This is a genomic window from Bradyrhizobium sp. TM102, from assembly GCF_009176685.1.
Lineage (GTDB): Bacteria > Pseudomonadota > Alphaproteobacteria > Rhizobiales > Xanthobacteraceae > Bradyrhizobium > Bradyrhizobium ottawaense.
In genome coordinates this window covers 3,519,818-3,533,075 of record NZ_AP021855.1, presented here as the reverse complement: position 1 = coordinate 3,533,075, position 13,258 = coordinate 3,519,818, and the positions used below count along the sequence as shown (strand labels likewise).

The window sequence follows — 13,258 nt, the reverse complement described above, 5'->3', positions numbered from 1 at the left end:
AAAGTCCCGCCGCTTTTTCGTTGTGTTCCTAGCTGAACATCTTGTTGAGTTCGCCGCCGGGATAGCCGCTGCCGAGCTCGGTGAATGTCCCCTTCTCCGCCATCTCCTTTGCCGCACGCATGAAGCCGCCCCAGGCGGCGCGGGCGAGCGAGCCGCCGACGCTGATCCGGCGCACGCCGAGATCTTCGGCCTGCTGCAACGACAGGCCGGAGGCGCCGATCAAGAGGTTGAACGGCTTTGGTGCGACAGCCTTCACCACAGCAGAGATGTCCTCGCGGGTCTTCAGGCCCGGCGCATAGAGGCAGTCGGCGCCGGCATCGGCGTAAGCGGTGAGCCGGTCGATGACGAGCTTCAAATCGGTCACGCCCCACAGATAGGCTTCGCAGCGGCCGACCAGCAGCGTGCCGCTGTCGCCGATCGCCTTGCGCGAGGCCTTGATGCGCTCGACCGCGAGTGCGCGATCGTAGAGCGGCTTGTCCTTGTCGCCGGTGGAATCCTCGATCGACAGGCCGGCGACGCCGGTGCGCACGCAGCGCTCGACATTGTCCGCGACCCTGTCCGGCTCGACCGCAAAGCCGCCCTCGAAATCGGCGTTGACGGGGATGTCGACGGCCGAGCTCAATGCTGCCAGATGCTGACAGACGTCCTCGACGTTGACGTGGTTGTCGGCCTTGCCGATGGTCCAGGCAAAGCCCGCGCTCGACGACGCAATCGCCTTGAAACCGAGATGCTGCAATGCCTTGGCACTGCCGTTATCGACCGGATTGGGCAGGATGAAGCAGCCGCTTTCGTGCATCTTCTTGAAGGTGGCGCGCTTGTCCGCGGTCGTGACGTGCATGTTTCTTCTCCCTTTGTTGGCCGCGCAGACATAGGCGCCCTAACCTGGCAGCGCCAGTGCGCACCCGGCAGCGCCAGTGCGCACCCGGCAGCGTTAGTGGGCGTCGTGCACCGCCCGGCTGTCCTTCGGCGCCTGCTCGCGGTCATTCATGCCGTAGTCTCTGACCACGCTGGCGATGCGCAGATGATAATCGGCAAAGATCTGCGCCCGGCCCTTGGCCTGGGTGCGGCGGTGCTCCATCGTGTTGCGCCAGGCCTGCACCGCCGCCTCGTCGCGCCAGAACGACACCGACAGGATCTTGCCCTTCTCGGTCAGGCTCTCGAAGCGCTCGACCGAGATGAAGCCGTCGATGGTTTGCAGGATCGGCTTCAGATCGGCTGCGAGGTCGAAATAGTCCTGGCGGTGTTCCGGCTTCGGCCAGACCTCGAAGATCACGGCGATCATGGGCATCTCCTGCTGCTATCGGACCTACAATACCACCTTGCGCAGGAAGGTGCGCTCTTCCGCGAGGATGAATTTGTGTTCCTCGGCGAAATGGAAATTCGCCATTCCTTCCGCGTCCTGCCGCAGCCGCGCGCGATAGGCCTCGTATGCGGCCAGACTCTCGAAGCTGATCAGACCGAAGGCGATGTTGTTGGTGCCTTCATGCGGCATGAAATAACCGATCAGGTCACCGCCGCATTTCGGGATGATGGTGAGCCAGCGCTTCGAATATTCCTCGAACTGCGCGCGCTTGAACGGGTCGATCTGATAGCGGATGAAGACGGTGACGGACATGATGGCTCCTGGGTTGCGACCGCCATTGCGAGCGAAGCAAAGTCTCGTAGGGTGGGCAAAGCGACTTGTCCGCCGTAGCTCGAAGAGCGAAGGCGGAAGCGTGCCCACGTCGTTTCCCCGCAACGACGAATGGTGGGCACGTCGCTACGCTCCTTTGCCCACCTACGGGTTCGCTGCGCGCGCAATGACGACTTGGTGAGAAGCTACGCCCTTGCCCGACCACAATGCTTCGGCTACCATCGAAGCATGAAATCAGGACCCGACATCGCCCTGGTCGCTTCGCTGGTCGGCGATCCCGCGCGCGCCAACATGCTCACCGCGCTGATGAACGGCCGCGCGCTCACGGCGAGCGAGCTGGCGCAGGAGGCCGGCATCACGCCGCAGACTGCGAGTTCGCATCTGGCCAAGCTCGAGGCCGGCGGGCTGGTCGAGCCGGAGAAGCAGGGCCGCCACCGCTACTATCGCCTCACCGACGACGACGTCGCCGGCGTGCTCGAGGGCCTCGCAGGCCTGGCCGCGCGGACCGGCCACATGCGGGTGCGCACCGGGCCGAAGGACCCGGCGCTGCGGCGCGCGCGGATCTGCTACGACCACCTCGCTGGCGATCTCGGCGTGCAGATGCTGGATTCCCTGCGCGAGCGGAATCTGGTCAGGCAGAAAAAGCAGGACATCGAGCTGACGGCTGAGGGCGAACGCTTCCTCGCCAAGCATCTGCAGATCTCGACCGGCATGCTCACCCATCCGCGCCGCCCGGTGTGCAAGGCCTGCCTCGACTGGAGTGAGCGGCGGCATCACCTCGCCGGCACGCTGGGGGCCGCCATGATGCAGCGCTTCGCCGAGCTGAAATGGGCGGCGCGCGACGCCACGCCCGGCAGCCGTATCGTCAACTTCACCCGCACCGGCGAGAAGCAGTTTGCCGCGCTGTTCGGCGATGGGAAGGACTGACCCGCGCGCCGCTGCACCGGCAGTGCGCGCCTGAATGCTCCCGGGCCGGCGTCCTGGAGGATTTCTGCCGAGCCGGCCGCCAACTCCAGTTTCTGTCGCGCCAAGCCGCATACTCGGAACGTTCATGCCGCATTCAGGTCATGATTGACAGATTTGGATCGCACCGTGTCGGCGTGTTGCAAAATTTAACATGTCGAATCGTGTCTTTTGATTCATTGTGCGCCGCAAGCGCCAAGCTCCTAAAGACTTACTCCAAAGACTTGCCCCAAAGACCCGCCCCCAAAAGACCTGCCCCAAGGACGAGAAGGAAGATCACATGAAATACCTGTTCGCCGCCGCCATGCTCGCCAGCGCGGTTGTCGGTTTCAGCGAGGCCGCCAGCGCCGCGCAGGGTTGCGGCCCGGGTTGGTATCGTGGCGCCTACGGCGGCTGTCGCCCGATGCGCGGCGCGGTCGTTGTGCGCCCCGCCCCTGTAGTGGTCGCTCCGCCCGTCGTCGTCGTGCCGCGCGCGCGTGTTTGCCCCTATGGCTTCCGCTGGTACGCCGGCCGCTGCCGCCCGTTCTGATCTCTTTGCATCGCAAGATGGCCGCGCAGGTTCAGCCTGCGCGGCCATTTTCGTTTTCAGGCTCGTTCGCTTTCAGGCTTGCCGCCGACGATTCGTCCGCCGTGGAATTTGAGCGGCCTGGAATCGAAACGGGGACCGCGGCTGCGATCCCCGTCCAATTCGCGGCTTGCCGCGGCTTACCAGTGACGGCGATGCCAACGGCGGCGACGCCAGCCCCAATGACGGCGGCCCCAGCCCCGGTGGCGGCCATGCCAGTGAACCTGTTCGGGCGTCAGCTTGGCGGCTTCCTCGCTGGTGGTGACGGCCGGATGAGCGTCGGGATTGCCTTGCGGCGTGCGCGCGGGATCACTGAGCGGCTGCGGCGACAGCGGCGCGGCCTGCGCGGTCGCGGCGAAGGCGGCGGCGCCCGCCGTCACCCCCAGTGCAAGTTTCAAAAAGTTTCGACGCTCCATGACATATCCTCCAGGCTACCGAGCAAGTGATGCAGAGGGAGTGTCGCGGTCACGACATGAACCGAGGCTGAATCAACCAAGGCTGAATCGTGTGTTCAGAGCCGTTGCGAGGCAGACATTCGGTGCGCCCTATTGCGCAAACTCCTGCGCCAGCACCAGCGTCTCGCGCGAACGCTTGACGTCGGGCCAGTCGCGCTTGAAATCGGCGACCAGTTGCTTGAGCGCATCGCCCTTCAGCACCGCCGCAAGCTTGGCCTCGTCATCGAACTGATACATCGCCTGATGCAGCGAGGGATCGTCCAGGCTCCAGAACCGCCAGGCTTTACTCACGCCGAATGCCTTCACCGCGTCGGGCACATGTTCCGTCTCGTACCATTTGTCGAAAGCAGCGCGCTGGGCGGGATCGGAGACGGTGGCGCGGACGACGAAGAAAGCTGATGGCATCGGGTTTCCTCCTGTTGTTTGGCGCGAGCCTAGCCGGATACGCCGCCGCCGACAAAAAGACTTGGCGCGGGTGTCGGAACGGGCGCCCTTCGCTCGTCCTTTGTTTCGAACCAGGACACGGAGACAGCAAATGGCCGACCTCACCCTGACCACCTTCAATTGGGTTCCCGAACCACCGCGAGGATTCGTGCGCGACCTTCGCGTGCGCTGGGCGCTCGAAGAGGCCGCGCTGCCCTATCGCGTCGCGAGCGCCCCGTTCGACGATCGCGGCGCCGCACATTTCGCGCACCAGCCGTTCGGCCAGGTGCCGTGGCTGACCGACGGCGACCTCTCGATCTTCGAGACCGGCGCGATCCTGCTGCATCTCGGCGGGCTCAGTGCGAAGCTGATGCCGACCGATCCGCGCGGCCGCGCCGAGACGACGGAATGGGTGTTCGCGGCACTCAATTCGGTGGAGATGGCGAGCCTGCCCTGGGGAATGTCGAAATTCATGGGCCATCCCACCGACACGGCTGCGTGGAAATTCGTCGACGACTTCCTCAAGCTTCGGCTCAAGCATCTCGAGCCGGTGCTGGCCGGCCGCGAATGGCTAGCCGGCTCCTTCTCCGTCGCCGACATCCTGATGGCGGACGTGCTGCGCGTCATCGGTGGTTTCGACGGGCTGGCGGACAGTCCTGCCTGCCGCGCTTACGTCGCGCGTGCGACGGCCCGACCGGCTTTCGCCAAGGCCCACGCGGATCAAATGGCGCATTTCGCCGCAGCGGATAAGGCGCGCACCGGTGCGTAGGGCGGATTAGCGGAGCGTAATCCGCCAACGCCTTCATCCGGCGAGGTAGACGTTGGTGGGTTACGCTAGCGGACTGCGCTTCGCGCAGCCGCAAGCTAACCCACCCTACGGCACCGCGTCACACCAGCTTCAGCGGTGCATCAGCGACGACGCGCAGGTCGATGCTGGCGATCAACGCCGCCCGGCGTGCCTCCGCGGCGCCGATGGCGTCATCCGTTTGCCGCAGCGTGGAGACGTTCGAGCCGAGCGACACGATCCCGCCGAGCACCAACGCAATCGATCCGAGGGCTGCGGTCTGACCGAAGCCGAACACACCGAGGATCGTCACCAACAGCAGCGCCGCCCCGCCCCCGATCGCGATCTTGGACGCCAGGATGTACTTTCGGCACCGCTCGGCGATCTCGGCCAGCCGCTCGATGCGATCCTCGATGTCGGAGATTTCGTCGGTCGGATCGGATGCGGTCATTGGATTCGAAATTTTAAGGTGGCTCGATTGCAAATAGAACCTAGCAACGAAGGCTCACGTTCAGCCAGGTAGCTTACCTCCAACCGACTTGTAGAATTCCGCAAGTTGGTTCGCTAACAGTGAGGCCAATAAATCTTCCATCTGCGAGACGTCGATCCGATCTCCATCGCGAAAGGCTAAATCGGCCGCATCCAACGCGTCGAAATAGGGCTTTCGGTTGTCGACAATTTGATCCGGTATCGTCGGTGTGCCCGGCAGAAGCGCACCAGCACGAATTGAAAGGACGACATACGAGACAATCCGGGAGGTACGACCATTCCCGTCCGCGAACGGATGAATCCAATTCAGCCGCCACATGAGATAGGCGCCGAGATGGATCGGCGTGCTAGCCTCCCACCGATCATTGACGTAGTCGCACATGTCCTCAACGAGTTCGGGGACCAGATGTGCACCAACGGGCTCATGCTTGCTTCCCTCGATGGCAACGCCGCCGGGGCGATAGTTGCCAGCGTAAGAGCTGATGCCCGATAAAGCTTCTCGCTGCAAACCGAGGATGAGTGACGGACGGAGCTTGAATGAGCCTCGCTCAAGAGCCGTCTGTATCACGCCAATTGCTGCGTCGTACTGACGGAACCCGTTCCGAGCTTCGGCCGCAGCCTTTTCCTGAGGATCGGTAATCAACTCAGGTTCGAGCGCACGGCTATCGCGCCGTTCACGCTCTTCGCTTATCATTTTTTATCCTTGGCCAGCTTTTCGGCCTCACGATCCACCATTTCGCGCGTGATGAGCGAATTTTCGAAATGGGTATTGCCATACACGAAGCTCCGCCGCTGCTCCTCCCGATGTTCCGGGGATGGATTGGCCGTTTTGGCAGCTTCGATCAACTTCTTGAGTGCGTCGGTCATGACACCAATATAGACGAGTCCGTTCAGGGGCACCATGCGATTTTATACGTAGTGCCCCCGGTAGGTTCATCTCACAACGGCAAATTGTCGTGCTTCTTCGCCGGCGTTTCGACCTTCTTGTCCTTCAGCATCGCCAGCGCCCGCGCGATCCGCTTCCGGGTCGAGTGCGGCATGATGACGTCGTCGATGTAGCCGCGCTCGGCGGCGATGAAGGGTGACAGGAAGCGGTCTTCGTATTCCTTGGTGCGGGCGGCGATCTTGTCGGGGTCGCCGATGTCGGAGCGGAAGATGATCTCGACCGCGCCCTTGGCGCCCATCACCGCGATCTGGGCGGTCGGCCAGGCGTAGTTGAGGTCGGCGCCGATCTCCTTGGAGGCCATGACGTCGAAGGCGCCGCCATAGGCCTTGCGGGTGATGATGGTGACGAGCGGCACGGTGCACTGCGAATAGGCGAACAGCAGTTTCGCGCCGTGCTTGATCAGGCCGCCATATTCCTGCGCGGTGCCCGGCAGGAAGCCCGGCACGTCGACGAAGGTGACGATCGGGATGTTGAAGGCGTCGCAGAAGCGGACGAAGCGCGCGGCCTTGCGCGAGGCGTCGCTGTCGAGCACGCCCGCCAGCACCATCGGCTGGTTGGCGACGAAGCCGACGGTGCGGCCCGCGATGCGGCCAAAGCCGGTGACGATGTTCTTGGCGAACATGTCCGCGATCTCGAAGAAGTCGCCCTCGTCCACGACCTTCAGGATCAGCTCCTTCATGTCGTAGGGCTTGTTCGGATTGTCGGGGATCAGCGTGTCGAGCGACATGTCGACGCGGCCGATGTCGTCGAAGCTCGGCCATTCCGGCACGCCGTCGCTGTTGTTGGATGGCAGGAAGTCGATCAGGCGACGCATCTGCAGCAGCGTCTCGACGTCGTTCTCGAAGGCGCCGTCGGCGATCGAGGAGCGCGTGGCGTGCACCGAGGCACCGCCCAGCTCTTCGGCGGTGACGACCTCGTTGGTCACGGTCTTCACCACGTCGGGGCCGGTGACGAACATGTAGCTGGTGTTCTTCACCATGAAGATGAAGTCCGTCATCGCAGGCGAGTAGACGTCGCCGCCGGCGCAGGGGCCCATGATGACGGAGATCTGCGGGATCACGCCGGAGGCGAGCACGTTGCGGCGGAACACGTAGGAATAGCCGGCGAGCGCGGCGACGCCTTCCTGGATGCGGGCGCCGCCCGCGTCATAGAGGCCGATGATGGGCGCCCGCGCCTTCATCGCCATGTCCTGGAGTTTCGTGATCTTCAGCGCGTGCGTCTCCGAGAGAGAACCGCCGAACACCGTGAAGTCCTTCGCGAACACGAACGTCTTGCGGCCATTGACGGTGCCCCACCCGGTAACGACGCCGTCGCCGGGCACCTTGTTCTTCTCCATGCCGAACTCGGTGGAGCGGTGCTCGACGAACATGTCGAATTCCTCGAACGACCCCTTGTCGAGCAGCAGCTCGATTCGCTCACGCGCGGTCAGCTTGCCGCGGGCGTGCTGCGCCTCGATGCGCTTCTCCCCGCCGCCGAGCTTTGCGCCGGCGCGACGATCTTCAAGGGCGTCCAGGATGTGTTTCATTTGCTCCCGCCAGTTCTTAAGTGATGCGGGGTTCTAACACGGCATTTTGCGGACCGGAAAGCGCCTTTCCGCGCCGCAGGGCTGCCCTGTCCGGGCTAAAAGCGTGAGAGATTACAAAGTTTTGCCCGGGAGGCGAGCATGGATGAGAGAATGGCCGAGACCGGTGCGGCGACGGGCGGCGTCAACATCCTGTTGCGATTGGAGGGCCTCACCCTGTTTATCGGGATGGTGATGCTTTACTGGGCCTGGGACGGCTCCTGGCTGGTCTTTGCCCTGCTCTTCTTCGTCCCCGATCTCAGCTTCCTGGCATACCTGTCCGACGCCAAATTCGGCGCGCTGGTCTACAACGCTGCCCATAGCTACATGGCGCCGGTGTCGCTGCTGACGCTGGGCTTCGGCCTCGGCTCGCCGCTCACCTTGTCCATCGCCCTGATCTGGCTCGCCCATATCGGCATCGACCGGGCACTCGGCTATGGCCTGAAATATTCCGCAGGGTTCGGCTTCACCCATCTGGGCCGGATCGGGCGGCAAAAGGACGCCTGACACCGGCAAATTTGGTGGCCCGGCCCGGTTGACCGGGCCTGCCGATTCAGGCTTGCTTCGACCTCGCGATCAGGCGCCGAATGTTGCGTGAGCCCAGTTGGTACGGCGGCGGTCGTTACGCCTTGGCTCGAGCATCACGCAAGCATCACTGAGATGTCCGCGACGGTCGTCCCCCTGCCGCCGAACTCGTCATCCCAAACCATCGACTTCCTGCGGCGGATGGCCAGCATGGTGTCGGGGCGGAACGGCGAGATGCTGCTGCGTGCCGCAAGCCTCATCGAGTCACTGGCACGGCGGGCAATGTCGGCCGAGCGGCTCTATCATGAGCAGCTGGATGCGAGCACGCGTAACGCCGAGCTGCGCAAGGCCGCCGATCTCGCCTCCGATGCCATGGTCGGCCAGATCGAGGTGCTGCGCGTACAACTTGCCGAGGTCACCGCGGCCGCCGCCGCCGAGCGCGCCGCCTTCGATGCCGAGCGCGGCAAGCTGATCGGCGTGATGCAGAATGCCGAGAGCCATATCGGCAAGCTCACGACCGAGCTGGACAGCTTGCGCGCCTCCGTCGACAGCTTCAACGCGACCGCGGTCTCGGTGCCGATCGAGGTGCTGCGGCTGGCGCGGACGCAGTTCGATTTCCTCTCCGCCGGCTTTGCCCGCAACGGCGACGTGATCTCGCAGGCGATGAGCGAGATCGGCGGCTTTGCGATCGACCAGGCGCTGACGGCGAAGAAGGCGGACACCGCGTGAGGCGGTGCCCAAGGAGGTCGTCATGCCCGGGCTTGTCCCGGGCATCCACGTTCTTAGCAGCAGTCGATAGACAAGATCGTGGATGGCCTGTGGAAGCGTCGAGGTCTCGAACTCTCACCTCATATGCGGTTGCGCTGAATCTGCCTGCGTCAAATTGACAGCGCGCAGGACGGTTGATCTACTGCCCGAAAATATCAGGGAGGGATCGCGATGGCCACCAACTGGCGCGCTACAGCAGTGCTCATGGCGCTGTGCATTTCGAGTTCGTTAGCGGCCTGCGAAGCCGTCGCGCAATCCCTGCCCAAGGAAGTCGCCACCCGGGCCGAGATCTATCCGATCCCCTCGCTCACTCTCTCCGACCAGCAATTTCTCAGCGGCGATGCGGCGGCCGGCAAGCCAGTGACGGTGGCGGCCGAATTCCGCGTCGCGCAAGGCAGCGGAAAGCTCCCCGTCGTGGTGCTGATGCACGGATCCAGCGGCGTCGGCGCCACCACGGAGGCCTGGGTGCACGCGTTCAACGCTATGGGCATCTCGACCTTCGTGATCGACGGATTCACCGGCCGCGGGCTGACGGTGGTGGGACCAAATCAGGCGCTGCTCGGCCGGCTCAATTTGATCGTCGACATCTACCGCTCGCTGGAAATTCTGGCAAAGCACCCACGCGTCGATCCAGACCGCATCGTCCTGATGGGCTTCTCCCGCGGCGGACAGGCGACGCTCTATGCGAGCCTCGAGCGCTTCAACAAGCTCTGGAACAAGTCCGGCATCCAGTTCGCCGCCTACGTCCCGTTCTATCCGGACTGCTCGACGACGTATCGGAGCGACGACGAGGTGGCCGCACGCCCGATCCGCATCTTCCACGGCACGCCTGATGACTACAACCCCGTCAAGAGCTGCAAGGCTTTGGTCGAGCGGCTCAAGGCCGCGGGGCGCGACGTGGTGCTGACGGAATATCCTGATAGCGCGCACGGGTTCGACAGCGGTCTGCTCGGTGCCAACACGGTAGCCGTATCAGCCAATTCGCAGACCGTGCGCAATTGCCGGATCAAGGAAAGCGACGGCGGCGTGCTGATGAACGGTGATACCAATGCGCCCTTCACCTACAAGGATGCCTGCGTCGAGCTGAACCCGCATGTCGGCGGCAATCCGAAGACGGCCGCCGAGTCGCGCAAGGCGGTGGAGGAGTTTTTGCAGGTGTTGTTCAAATTGGGCTGAGAACGCCCTCGGCCTGCACCGGTGCCGTAGGGTGGGCAAAGCGTAGCGTGCCCACCATTTGCCGATACCTAGAGAGATGGTGGGCACGGCGCTACGCGCCTTTGCCCACCCTACGGCGGCTGCGCTCGACGAGAACGATTGCACGACTCACAGGCTAGATCGCGCCGATCTCGGCAAGGCAGGCTTGCGTCAGCGTCATGCGCTCGCCGACGAGACGCGGCTCCTTGCAGTCCATGTTGAGCGCGAACACCGTGTGCGCCTCGCCCTTCTCGGCCCAGCCCACCATCCAGCCGAGCGACGGCTCGCCGCGTTCGGCCCCCAGCAGTCCGGACTTGGCGCGAATGACGCTGTCGCCGACCTTGGTCACCGGCAGAATATCGGCGACGAGATCCTGGCTGCGCTTGCTGACCGGCAACGTGCGGCGCCGCAGCCGGTCGACGAAATCGACCTGCTCGACCGGATCGATGCGTAAATTCCCGGTGAGCCAGAACTGGTCGATGCCGCCGCCGATGTCACGGTTGCCATAGTCGAACTCGTCGACATATTTCTGCATCCGCTCCTGCCCGATCCGTCGCGCGATCTCCTGATAGACCGGCACCGCGCTCACGGCGATCGCGCTACGCAACGTGTGATCCTTGTTCCAGGCTTCGATCGGACGCTTGACGCCGTCCCAGGGGAACACGTCCTTGTCGGGGTCAGTGACGACGCCCGTCTCCAGCGCGATCAGCGAGTTCGGGATCTTGAAGGTCGAGGCCGGCAGCTTGCCCTCGCCCGAACGCTCCTTGTCACTGGCGACGATCAGATAGTCCTCGACCTTGTAGCCGACAAAGGTGCCTGATGTGCCGAGGTCGGTGAAGCGCTTTGCGAGGCTATCACGGATCTCATTGCGCGGCGGCGCGACATGGGCGAGCGCGCGCTGCGGCAGGATGGCAGATGCGGCGAGAAGGCCGAGGGTGGAACGGCGGGTGAGCAAGAGCGATGTCCATTGAGTCATGAAAGCGACGCGACCATGCAGCCGCTCCATGGTGAAACGATGACAGGTCACTTCTTGAGCATGATCTATTCGGAAAACCGCTGCACACTTTTCCGGATCATGCTCTACCGCCCCCGGCCCGACAGCCGCAGCACGAACACCAGCACTTCGGCGACGGCCTTGTAAAGGTCCGGCGGGATCTCCTCGCCGAGCTCGACCTTGGACAGCGCGCCGGCCAAAACCTCGTTTTCCTCGATCGGGATGTCGTGGGCCTTGGCGATCTCCACGATCTTTTCGCCGATCGTGCCCTTGCCCTTGGCGACGACGACGGGCGCGTTGGTACCCTTTTCGTAATGCAGCGCGATGGCGAGCTTGGACGGATCGCTCATGTCGCCCGATCCAGAAAGTGGCCGGCGCGGGCTGGTGCCGGCTGCGGCGGGGTGCCCTCGCGGACCAGAATGTCACCGGGATTGAGCTCGGCTCGTGTCAGCGCCTGATTGAGCTCACCGATGCCGGCGCGGAGCTGCTGGACCGTCGCCGGCCGCTCCGCCCACATCCGCACGAAAGTCTTGTCGCCGTTCAGCGTGATCAGCGCGTGCACGGGGCCGGCCGGCTCGACGTTGAGCGAGAAGCGCGCGCGCCAGGCGCGCTTGGCGGCATCGGCGGATTCGCCAACGCCATCGCGCGAGATCTCGAACTGCGCCATCGCGGTGCCCTGCGGCGTTGCGAACGGAATCTCGAAATTCCACTGCGGCACGGCCGGGTCGATGCGGTGGCCACTGGCGTCGGTGCGATCCGGGAGCGAAGCGATTTGCAACAATGTCTGCCGCGCAATCGCCGCATCAGTGTCGTCGATCAGGCGATGCACGGTTGCAGAGAGCGGCGTGTCCGGCGCGAGCGAGGGCGAGGCGATCGCCTGCGGCGAGGGCAATGCACCGCGGAACGGCGGTGGCGTCGCGCGTGCGGCTGCTTCGAAGATCTGGCCGTCCGGCACGGTCTTGTTCGAGCCGGGCACGTTGCCGGTCAGGCGCGGCAGGTTTTGCGTGACCTCCTGCAGCAGGCTCGCGGCAAGGCCGGCGGACATGGTGCGCGGCATCGCGGCTTGCTGAGCGTTGCCGGCAACGTCCGCCAGCACGGCGGCCGCGAGATTGGCGTTGCGCGGCGTCTGCGCGATCTCGGGGCCGGACGGGGGCGCGGATTGCGCGGCCTCACCTGCGGCCTGAGCAGGCGCGATGGCGACCTGCGGTGTCCCCGTCGTCGCAGCCGGAATTGCCGCGCCGTGTGGCGCGGCGGTTTCGAGCGTGGTCAGCGTCTGGCGCAGCACCAGCAGCGCCGCCTTCAGGTCGGGCGTCGTGCCGGCGGGCGGCCTCGCGCCGGCGGCCAGCGAAGCCTCGAAGAACAAGCCGGATTTCTGGAACGCGGTTTCGACATCGGCGCCATCGAGCCCGGGATTGAGCGGCGTCTGCTGCGCCAGAACATCCAGCACCGCCTGCTTCAAGCCCGCAGGCAAATCGCTGGCGGTGACGACGGATGCCAGATTGGCGAACAGCGGCGCCTGGCTGCCCTGTTTTGTGGCGGCCTCGGCCGAGGCCGCGGTGACGGCGACCTGCTCCAATGGCGTCAGCGTGTTGCGCGTCGTGGTCGCGGATGGCGCCAGCGGCGGGCTTTCCACCAGCGAAGCCGCACGCGGCGTCAGCGTGATCTGATCGGGAGCTGCCCCCCCTGCCCCGTTCATCACGGCGAGCCTGATGGTGCCGTCGTTCTGCGAGACCGCCAGCTGGAGATTCTGCCCCGGCGTCAGCGCCACCTCCGACATCACGTCCATCGAAAGGTTGGCGATCGCGATCCGCACCAGATTGTCGGCCATCACACTGACGACCCTGGCATCGACGACGCTGCCGGCCTGCAGCACGAGGTCCGGCGTCGTCGCATCAGCCACGGGGCTGGCGGCACTGACGGGGAGGATGGAAGTGACCGGCGTCGGCATCTCAGGGGGC

At 64.5% G+C, this 13,258-nt stretch carries 18 protein-coding genes; 6 read left to right on the top strand and 12 right to left on the bottom strand.

Features of this window, described 5'->3' with window-relative positions:
- Positions 1-28 precede the first annotated feature (28 nt).
- The 3 genes from GDN70_RS16800 to GDN70_RS16790 form a co-directional block, all read right to left on the bottom strand.
- Complete coding sequence (locus GDN70_RS16800; protein WP_028140978.1) at positions 29-838, bottom strand: oxaloacetate decarboxylase; 810 nt, start codon at positions 836-838, stop codon at positions 29-31.
- Positions 839-931: 93 nt separating this feature from the next.
- Positions 932-1,282 carry an antibiotic biosynthesis monooxygenase gene (locus GDN70_RS16795; RefSeq protein WP_026202720.1) on the bottom strand — a complete coding sequence of 117 codons (351 nt, stop codon included), beginning with the start codon at positions 1,280-1,282 and terminating at the stop codon, positions 932-934.
- A 24-nt stretch (positions 1,283-1,306) separates the two neighbouring features.
- A complete protein-coding gene (locus GDN70_RS16790; protein WP_018322300.1) occupies positions 1,307-1,615 on the bottom strand; it encodes an NIPSNAP family protein in 309 nt (102 codons plus the stop codon).
- Positions 1,616-1,861: 246 nt separating this feature from the next.
- On the opposite strand from GDN70_RS16790, the gene GDN70_RS16785 reads away from it, so the two are divergent.
- Both GDN70_RS16785 and GDN70_RS16780 read left to right on the top strand, forming a co-directional pair.
- Positions 1,862-2,560 carry a winged helix-turn-helix domain-containing protein gene (locus tag GDN70_RS16785; protein WP_038973497.1) on the top strand — a complete coding sequence of 233 codons (699 nt, stop codon included), beginning with the start codon at positions 1,862-1,864 and terminating at the stop codon, positions 2,558-2,560.
- 316 nt (positions 2,561-2,876) lie between these two features.
- Positions 2,877-3,125, top strand: coding sequence for a GCG_CRPN prefix-to-repeats domain-containing protein (locus GDN70_RS16780; RefSeq protein ID WP_026202719.1), 249 nt, complete (start codon positions 2,877-2,879; stop codon positions 3,123-3,125).
- Positions 3,126-3,301: 176 nt separating this feature from the next.
- On the opposite strand, the gene GDN70_RS16775 is transcribed toward GDN70_RS16780, so the two are convergent.
- Both GDN70_RS16775 and GDN70_RS16770 read right to left on the bottom strand, forming a co-directional pair.
- Complete coding sequence (locus GDN70_RS16775; protein ID WP_095426235.1) at positions 3,302-3,577, bottom strand: twin-arginine translocation signal domain-containing protein; 276 nt, start codon at positions 3,575-3,577, stop codon at positions 3,302-3,304.
- Between the two features lie 129 nt (positions 3,578-3,706).
- Positions 3,707-4,021, bottom strand: a complete 315-nt coding sequence (locus GDN70_RS16770) for a hypothetical protein (RefSeq protein WP_038973495.1) — start codon at positions 4,019-4,021, stop codon at positions 3,707-3,709.
- Between the two features lie 130 nt (positions 4,022-4,151).
- Between GDN70_RS16770 and GDN70_RS16765 the strand changes: the two genes are divergently transcribed.
- The gene (locus GDN70_RS16765) at positions 4,152-4,808 is read left to right on the top strand and encodes a glutathione S-transferase family protein (protein ID WP_038973494.1); all 657 of its coding nucleotides are present in this window, start codon (positions 4,152-4,154) and stop codon (positions 4,806-4,808) included.
- Between the two features lie 118 nt (positions 4,809-4,926).
- Here GDN70_RS16765 and GDN70_RS16760 read toward each other — a convergent pair whose 3' ends face one another.
- The 4 genes from GDN70_RS16760 to GDN70_RS16745 are packed head-to-tail and all read right to left on the bottom strand — an operon-like array spanning position 4,927 to position 7,783.
- Positions 4,927-5,274, bottom strand: coding sequence for a hypothetical protein (locus tag GDN70_RS16760; RefSeq protein WP_038950435.1), 348 nt, complete (start codon positions 5,272-5,274; stop codon positions 4,927-4,929).
- 60 nt (positions 5,275-5,334) lie between these two features.
- Entirely contained in the window at positions 5,335-6,006 is a 672-nt protein-coding gene (locus GDN70_RS16755; protein WP_038950436.1) for a Fic family protein, read from the bottom strand.
- The gene (locus GDN70_RS16750; RefSeq protein ID WP_018322293.1) at positions 6,003-6,215 is read right to left on the bottom strand and encodes a hypothetical protein; all 213 of its coding nucleotides are present in this window, start codon (positions 6,213-6,215) and stop codon (positions 6,003-6,005) included. Before GDN70_RS16750 ends, GDN70_RS16755 begins: the two co-directional genes overlap by 4 nt.
- Positions 6,216-6,250: 35 nt before the next feature.
- On the bottom strand, positions 6,251-7,783 hold the full coding sequence (locus GDN70_RS16745; protein ID WP_152102792.1) for an acyl-CoA carboxylase subunit beta: 1,533 nt from the start codon (positions 7,781-7,783) through the stop codon (positions 6,251-6,253).
- 138 nt (positions 7,784-7,921) lie between these two features.
- Here GDN70_RS16745 and GDN70_RS16740 point away from each other — a divergent pair, with 138 nt between their 5' ends.
- From GDN70_RS16740 to GDN70_RS16730, 3 genes are all read left to right on the top strand, one after another.
- The gene (locus GDN70_RS16740) at positions 7,922-8,326 is read left to right on the top strand and encodes a DUF4260 domain-containing protein (protein ID WP_028140985.1); all 405 of its coding nucleotides are present in this window, start codon (positions 7,922-7,924) and stop codon (positions 8,324-8,326) included.
- Positions 8,327-8,479: 153 nt separating this feature from the next.
- Entirely contained in the window at positions 8,480-9,073 is a 594-nt protein-coding gene (locus GDN70_RS16735) for a hypothetical protein (protein WP_038973066.1), read from the top strand.
- A 210-nt stretch (positions 9,074-9,283) separates the two neighbouring features.
- Positions 9,284-10,288, top strand: coding sequence for a dienelactone hydrolase family protein (locus tag GDN70_RS16730; protein ID WP_152102791.1), 1,005 nt, complete (start codon positions 9,284-9,286; stop codon positions 10,286-10,288).
- Positions 10,289-10,442: 154 nt separating this feature from the next.
- Here the strand turns inward: GDN70_RS16730 and blaOXA are convergent, their stop codons facing one another.
- The 3 genes from blaOXA to GDN70_RS16715 all read right to left on the bottom strand — a co-directional run bounded on the left by blaOXA (position 10,443) and on the right by GDN70_RS16715 (position 13,248).
- Positions 10,443-11,282 carry a class D beta-lactamase gene (gene blaOXA / locus GDN70_RS16725; RefSeq protein ID WP_028140988.1) on the bottom strand — a complete coding sequence of 280 codons (840 nt, stop codon included), beginning with the start codon at positions 11,280-11,282 and terminating at the stop codon, positions 10,443-10,445.
- 104 nt (positions 11,283-11,386) lie between these two features.
- Positions 11,387-11,650, bottom strand: a complete 264-nt coding sequence (locus GDN70_RS16720) for an EscU/YscU/HrcU family type III secretion system export apparatus switch protein (protein ID WP_028140989.1) — start codon at positions 11,648-11,650, stop codon at positions 11,387-11,389.
- Positions 11,647-13,248, bottom strand: coding sequence for a flagellar hook-length control protein FliK (locus GDN70_RS16715; protein ID WP_038973058.1), 1,602 nt, complete (start codon positions 13,246-13,248; stop codon positions 11,647-11,649). Before GDN70_RS16715 ends, GDN70_RS16720 begins: the two co-directional genes overlap by 4 nt.
- Between the last annotated feature and the right edge of the window lie 10 nt (positions 13,249-13,258).

Excerpts from the sequence above, each read along its gene's own strand:
- GDN70_RS16800 (WP_028140978.1), bottom strand. The coding sequence starts at position 838 with ATGCACGTCACGACCGCGGACAAGCGCGCCACCTTCAAGAAGATGCAC.
- GDN70_RS16795 (WP_026202720.1), bottom strand. The coding sequence starts at position 1,282 with ATGATCGCCGTGATCTTCGAGGTCTGGCCGAAGCCGGAACACCGCCAG.
- GDN70_RS16790 (WP_018322300.1), bottom strand. The coding sequence starts at position 1,615 with ATGTCCGTCACCGTCTTCATCCGCTATCAGATCGACCCGTTCAAGCGC.
- GDN70_RS16785 (WP_038973497.1), top strand. The coding sequence starts at position 1,862 with ATGAAATCAGGACCCGACATCGCCCTGGTCGCTTCGCTGGTCGGCGAT.
- GDN70_RS16780 (WP_026202719.1), top strand. The coding sequence starts at position 2,877 with ATGAAATACCTGTTCGCCGCCGCCATGCTCGCCAGCGCGGTTGTCGGT.
- GDN70_RS16775 (WP_095426235.1), bottom strand. The coding sequence starts at position 3,577 with ATGGAGCGTCGAAACTTTTTGAAACTTGCACTGGGGGTGACGGCGGGC.
- GDN70_RS16770 (WP_038973495.1), bottom strand. The coding sequence starts at position 4,021 with ATGCCATCAGCTTTCTTCGTCGTCCGCGCCACCGTCTCCGATCCCGCC.
- GDN70_RS16765 (WP_038973494.1), top strand. The coding sequence starts at position 4,152 with ATGGCCGACCTCACCCTGACCACCTTCAATTGGGTTCCCGAACCACCG.
- GDN70_RS16760 (WP_038950435.1), bottom strand. The coding sequence starts at position 5,274 with ATGACCGCATCCGATCCGACCGACGAAATCTCCGACATCGAGGATCGC.
- GDN70_RS16755 (WP_038950436.1), bottom strand. The coding sequence starts at position 6,006 with ATGATAAGCGAAGAGCGTGAACGGCGCGATAGCCGTGCGCTCGAACCT.
- GDN70_RS16750 (WP_018322293.1), bottom strand. The coding sequence starts at position 6,215 with ATGGTGCCCCTGAACGGACTCGTCTATATTGGTGTCATGACCGACGCA.
- GDN70_RS16745 (WP_152102792.1), bottom strand. The coding sequence starts at position 7,783 with ATGAAACACATCCTGGACGCCCTTGAAGATCGTCGCGCCGGCGCAAAG.
- GDN70_RS16740 (WP_028140985.1), top strand. The coding sequence starts at position 7,922 with ATGGATGAGAGAATGGCCGAGACCGGTGCGGCGACGGGCGGCGTCAAC.
- GDN70_RS16735 (WP_038973066.1), top strand. The coding sequence starts at position 8,480 with ATGTCCGCGACGGTCGTCCCCCTGCCGCCGAACTCGTCATCCCAAACC.
- GDN70_RS16730 (WP_152102791.1), top strand. The coding sequence starts at position 9,284 with ATGGCCACCAACTGGCGCGCTACAGCAGTGCTCATGGCGCTGTGCATT.
- blaOXA (WP_028140988.1), bottom strand. The coding sequence starts at position 11,282 with ATGACTCAATGGACATCGCTCTTGCTCACCCGCCGTTCCACCCTCGGC.
- GDN70_RS16720 (WP_028140989.1), bottom strand. The coding sequence starts at position 11,650 with ATGAGCGATCCGTCCAAGCTCGCCATCGCGCTGCATTACGAAAAGGGT.
- GDN70_RS16715 (WP_038973058.1), bottom strand. The coding sequence starts at position 13,248 with ATGCCGACGCCGGTCACTTCCATCCTCCCCGTCAGTGCCGCCAGCCCC.